Below are 4,512 nucleotides of genomic sequence, written 5' to 3'. Positions count from 1 at the left end.
CCGGCAACTTGCCCGGTGGCGCTACGCTTACCGGGCCTACACAGCATCTTTTTTCAGTACATCTAACTTCTTCTCAGGCTCTCCTGTATGCCTTTCTTTACCTCTTCTGATAAAGCACTCTGGCACCTCGCCTTGCCGATGATCTTCTCCAATATCACCGTTCCCCTGTTGGGACTGGTGGATACCGCGGTGATTGGTCATCTGGATAGTCCGGTCTATCTTGGCGGCGTTGCTGTTGGCGCCACGGCGACCAGCTTTCTCTTTATGCTGCTGCTTTTTTTGCGCATGAGTACCACCGGCCTTACCGCGCAGGCATTTGGCGCGAAAAATCCGCAGGCGCTGGCGCGCGCGTTGGTGCAGCCGCTATTGCTGGCGCTGGGGGCTGGGCTGCTTATCGCACTGTTTCGTACGCCGATTATCGATCTGGCTCTGCACATTGTCGGCGGAAGTGAGGCGGTACTGGAGCAGGCCCGACGTTTCCTGGAAATCCGCTGGTTAAGCGCACCCGCATCGCTGGCGAATCTGGTGCTGCTCGGCTGGTTGCTTGGCGTTCAGTATGCGCGCGCGCCAGTTATCCTGTTGATTGTCGGCAATATTCTCAACATTGTGCTCGATTTATGGCTGGTAATGGGCCTGCATATGAACGTGCAGGGAGCGGCGTTAGCGACGGTGATTGCCGAATATGCCACGCTGCTGATTGGCCTGATGATGGTACGCAAAGTCCTGCATATGCGTGGAATTTCGCTGGCAATGTTGAAGCTGGCGTGGCGTGGCAACTTCCGTCGTTTGCTGGCGCTCAACCGCGATATCATGCTGCGTTCTCTGTTGCTACAGCTCTGCTTTGGGGCCATTACGGTTCTTGGCGCGCGTTTGGGAGGCGACATCATCGCGGTTAACGCCGTTCTGATGACTCTGCTGACGTTTACCGCCTACGCGCTGGATGGATTTGCCTATGCCGTGGAAGCGCATTCGGGTCAGGCCTATGGGGCGAGGGATGGCAGCCAGTTGCTTGATGTCTGGCGGGCGGCCTGTCGACAGTCCGGTATTGTGGCTATTCTGTTTTCGCTGGTTTACGCCCTGTTTGGCGAGCAGATTGTTGCGCTGCTGACCTCGCTGCCGCAAATCCAACTGTTGGCCGAGCGCTATCTTTTCTGGCAGGTGGTTTTGCCGCTGGTGGGAGTGTGGTGTTATCTGCTCGACGGTATGTTTATTGGAGCGACACGAGCTGCAGAAATGCGCAACAGTATGGCCGTTGCCGCAGCAGGGTTCGCATTAACGCTACTGGCTTTACCGTTGCTGGGAAATCATGGTTTGTGGCTGGCGTTAACCGTTTTTCTCGCGTTGCGTGGGCTTTCCCTGGCCTTTATCTGGCGGCGTCACTGGCGTAATGGAACCTGGTTTGCCTGAGCGGATGGTTAAAAATTCCGAATAGTAAATAAAACCCAGAATCCCTGACTACACTTATTCTCACGTCCAGCAAAAACAGCATGTGTCTGGACATGGCACTCTCGCTATTCACAACCTAACGATGAGGACTTGATGATGAATAAAGACGAAGTCGGCGGTAACTGGAAGCAGTTTAAAGGTAAAGTGAAAGAGCAATGGGGCAAACTGACCGATGATGATATGACGGTCATTGAAGGTAAACGTGACCAACTGGTCGGTAAAGTCCAGGAGCGTTACGGTTACGCGAAAGATCAGGCGGAGAAAGAAGTGACCGATTGGGAAAAACGTAATGATTACCGCTGGTAATTAACCCTTCCCTCCTGAGAGTACAAGGATGTACGCTCTCCCACCCGCTTAACGCCCAACTTTTTTCTTCACCTGAATCGTATGGTCATGCTGGCATTCGCCAGGGTGACGACATGACTCAACCTCCACACAGGCCGGGCACAGTCCATGGGCTTCAATAACGTTATGTCGCAGGGCAAAGCCCATTTTTGCTGCCAGCGTATGCATGATGTCTTCCACGCCTTCCGCGCACTCTTCTTTTACCACACCACAGCGGTCGCAAATGAACATTGCGGAACTGTGAGTTGGCTGATCGAACAGATGGCAAAGCACATAGCTGTTGGTGGATTCCACCTTGTGCACAAACCCTTGTTCCAGCAGAAAATCAAGCGCACGATACACGGTCGGCGGCTTGGCCTGCGGCTCGGTTTCCCGCAACAGGTCAAGTAGGTCGTAAGCGCTGATTGCGCCTTCCTGCAGGCTCATCAGGCGCAGCACTTCGAGGCGTTGTGGCGTAAGCCGTACGTTGCGTTGCGCACAGAGTTTTTCAGCTTGAGCCAATAACTCCTGCGTGGTGGTTTTGTCCATTTGGCGCCTCGATTTGCGTGCAAGGTTAATCCCTTACTTTAACATGTTCTGTTTAAAACACCGAGATCCACCACGGTGTGCTATACCTGACCCATCGCAATACTGGAAAATAATCATGAAAAGACCCGATTGTATTCGTCACTGGCGTGAAGTTGAGGGGGCTGATGACTCCACCTATCCCGACAGCGATGAGCTGTTTTCCATAGGTGCGCCGCTTGCCCGCAAGCTGGGGTTAGGGCGACTCGGCATTCATCATGAGCGCCTGCCGCCGGGCCGACGCACCTCGTATCCGCACGCTGAAAGCGATGAGGAAGAGTTTATCTATGTGCTGGAAGGATATCCTGAAGCCTGGATTAACGGTTATTTATGGAAGCTGGAACCGGGCGACAGCGTCGGTTTCCCGGCGGGCACCGGCGTGTGTCACACCTTTATCAATAACACCAGTGAAGAAGTACGTCTGCTGGTCGTGGGTGAGGCGAACAAAAAATACAATCGTATTTATTATCCGCTTAATCCGGTTTATGCCGCCACACGTGAGGACCGTTGGGTCGACCATCCGCCGCAGTTTTTTGGATCTCACGACGGAAAACCGGGGCGTAAATAGCGCTTGTCGGGGAGCAGGGAGGGGGAACCGCGAGGATGTGGCTCACTATCGTAACGGTCTATGCTATAGTAGCGCCCCTTTTTTAACCGGATGCTTGAATATTCGCCATGCTGCCTGAATCTCAGTCTACCGCTTTTCCCGCTCATCGTTTTTCTATCGCGCCGATGCTCGACTGGACGGACAGACATTGCCGCTACTTTTTGCGCTTACTGTCCAGCCAGACACTGCTCTACACGGAGATGGTAACCACCGGCGCGATCATTCATGGTAAAGGCGATTATCTGGCGTATAGCGAAGAAGAACATCCGGTCGCTTTGCAACTGGGCGGGAGCGATCCGGCTGCGCTGGCGCAGTGCGCAAAGCTTGCTGAACAACGGGGCTATGACGAAATTAACCTTAACGTGGGTTGCCCTTCCGATCGTGTACAGAATGGAATGTTTGGTGCCTGTCTGATGGGGAATGCGCAACTGGTCGCTGATTGCGTCAAAGCGATGCGCGATGTGGTATCGATTCCGGTAACGGTGAAAACCCGTATCGGTATTGATGACCAGGACAGCTACGAATTCCTGTGCGATTTCATCAACACGGTCTCCGGTAACGGTGAATGTGAGATGTTTATCATCCACGCCCGCAAGGCCTGGTTGTCCGGGCTAAGCCCGAAAGAAAACCGCGAAATCCCACCGCTGGATTATGACCGTGTTTATCAGCTAAAGCGCGATTTTCCGCATCTGACGATGTCGATCAACGGTGGCATAAAATCGCTGGAAGAAGCGAAAATCCATCTGCAACATATGGATGGCGTGATGGTGGGGCGCGAAGCTTATCAAAACCCAGGCATTCTGGCGTCCGTTGACCGCCAGATTTTTGCTGTCACCAGCGAAGATGCCGATCCGGTCGCCGTAGTGCGTGCGATGTATCCGTATATTGAGCGTGAACTGAGTAAAGGAACCTATTTGGGGCATGTCACGCGCCATATGCTGGGACTGTTTCAGGGGATTCCTGGGGCACGGCAGTGGCGTCGCTATCTGAGCGAAAATGCGCATAAAGCCGGGGCAGATATTGAGGTTCTGGAACATGCGCTGAAGCTGGTGGCAGACAAACGTTAAGTTTTCGCCAAAAGTTAGTGAATTTCACCACGCCCTGCGCTTCGTCGCGGGGCGTTTGCTTTATAAATCAATATATTAATTTTGGCATGTTTCTTGTAAAGCTGTGGAGAGTATTTCATTTCGGGAGAGAGCCATGCTGGAACTACTTTTTGTGATTGGATTTTTTATCATGCTGATGGTCACCGGCGTATCTTTGCTGGGAGTGCTGGCCGCATTGGTGGTAGCCACTGTGGTGATGTTTTTGGGCGGACTATTTGCGTTGATGATTAAACTGTTGCCCTGGCTGTTATTGGCCGTTGCCGTGGTGTGGGTTATCAAGGCGATAAAAGCGCCAAAAGTCCCACAGTATCAGCGCAATAACCGCCGATTTTACTAAGGTATTGAGCGGTGTGTCACAACCTGCAACATTGCCTTTAGAAGCAAATAGGAATTGATTATCAAATCTGTCACTATTGCCAGGTTAACGAATTCATCGAGCTGTAC

At 52.7% G+C, this 4,512-nt stretch carries 6 protein-coding genes; 5 read left to right on the top strand and 1 reads right to left on the bottom strand.

Annotation, left to right across the window (positions count from 1 at the left end; genetic code table 11):
• Window positions 1-87: 87 nt before the first annotated feature.
• Entirely contained in the window at window positions 88-1,407 is a 1,320-nt protein-coding gene (dinF, locus tag FDW87_RS09440; protein ID WP_137379683.1) for an MATE family efflux transporter DinF, read from the top strand.
• A 135-nt stretch (window positions 1,408-1,542) separates the two neighbouring features.
• Window positions 1,543-1,752, top strand: coding sequence for a CsbD family protein (locus tag FDW87_RS09435; RefSeq protein WP_019077869.1), 210 nt, complete (start codon window positions 1,543-1,545; stop codon window positions 1,750-1,752).
• 48 nt (window positions 1,753-1,800) lie between these two features.
• Here FDW87_RS09435 and zur read toward each other — a convergent pair whose 3' ends face one another.
• Window positions 1,801-2,319, bottom strand: coding sequence for a zinc uptake transcriptional repressor Zur (gene zur, locus FDW87_RS09430; protein WP_003031709.1), 519 nt, complete (start codon window positions 2,317-2,319; stop codon window positions 1,801-1,803).
• A 115-nt stretch (window positions 2,320-2,434) separates the two neighbouring features.
• On the opposite strand from zur, the gene FDW87_RS09425 reads away from it, so the two are divergent.
• The 3 genes from FDW87_RS09425 to pspG all read left to right on the top strand — a co-directional run bounded on the left by FDW87_RS09425 (window position 2,435) and on the right by pspG (window position 4,405).
• Window positions 2,435-2,923: a cupin domain-containing protein gene (locus FDW87_RS09425; protein WP_016155350.1), complete on the top strand. Its 489-nt coding sequence runs from the start codon at window positions 2,435-2,437 to the stop codon at window positions 2,921-2,923.
• A 107-nt stretch (window positions 2,924-3,030) separates the two neighbouring features.
• On the top strand, window positions 3,031-4,029 hold the full coding sequence (gene dusA, locus FDW87_RS09420; RefSeq protein WP_137379682.1) for a tRNA dihydrouridine(20/20a) synthase DusA: 999 nt from the start codon (window positions 3,031-3,033) through the stop codon (window positions 4,027-4,029).
• Between the two features lie 133 nt (window positions 4,030-4,162).
• Entirely contained in the window at window positions 4,163-4,405 is a 243-nt protein-coding gene (gene pspG, locus FDW87_RS09415) for an envelope stress response protein PspG (RefSeq protein WP_016155352.1), read from the top strand.
• Window positions 4,406-4,512 lie beyond the last annotated feature (107 nt).

It is taken from the genome of Citrobacter sp. wls826, assembly GCF_005281245.1.
Classification (GTDB): Bacteria; Pseudomonadota; Gammaproteobacteria; order Enterobacterales; family Enterobacteriaceae; genus Citrobacter; species Citrobacter braakii.
This window is presented reverse-complemented; position numbering and strand designations above follow the sequence as displayed.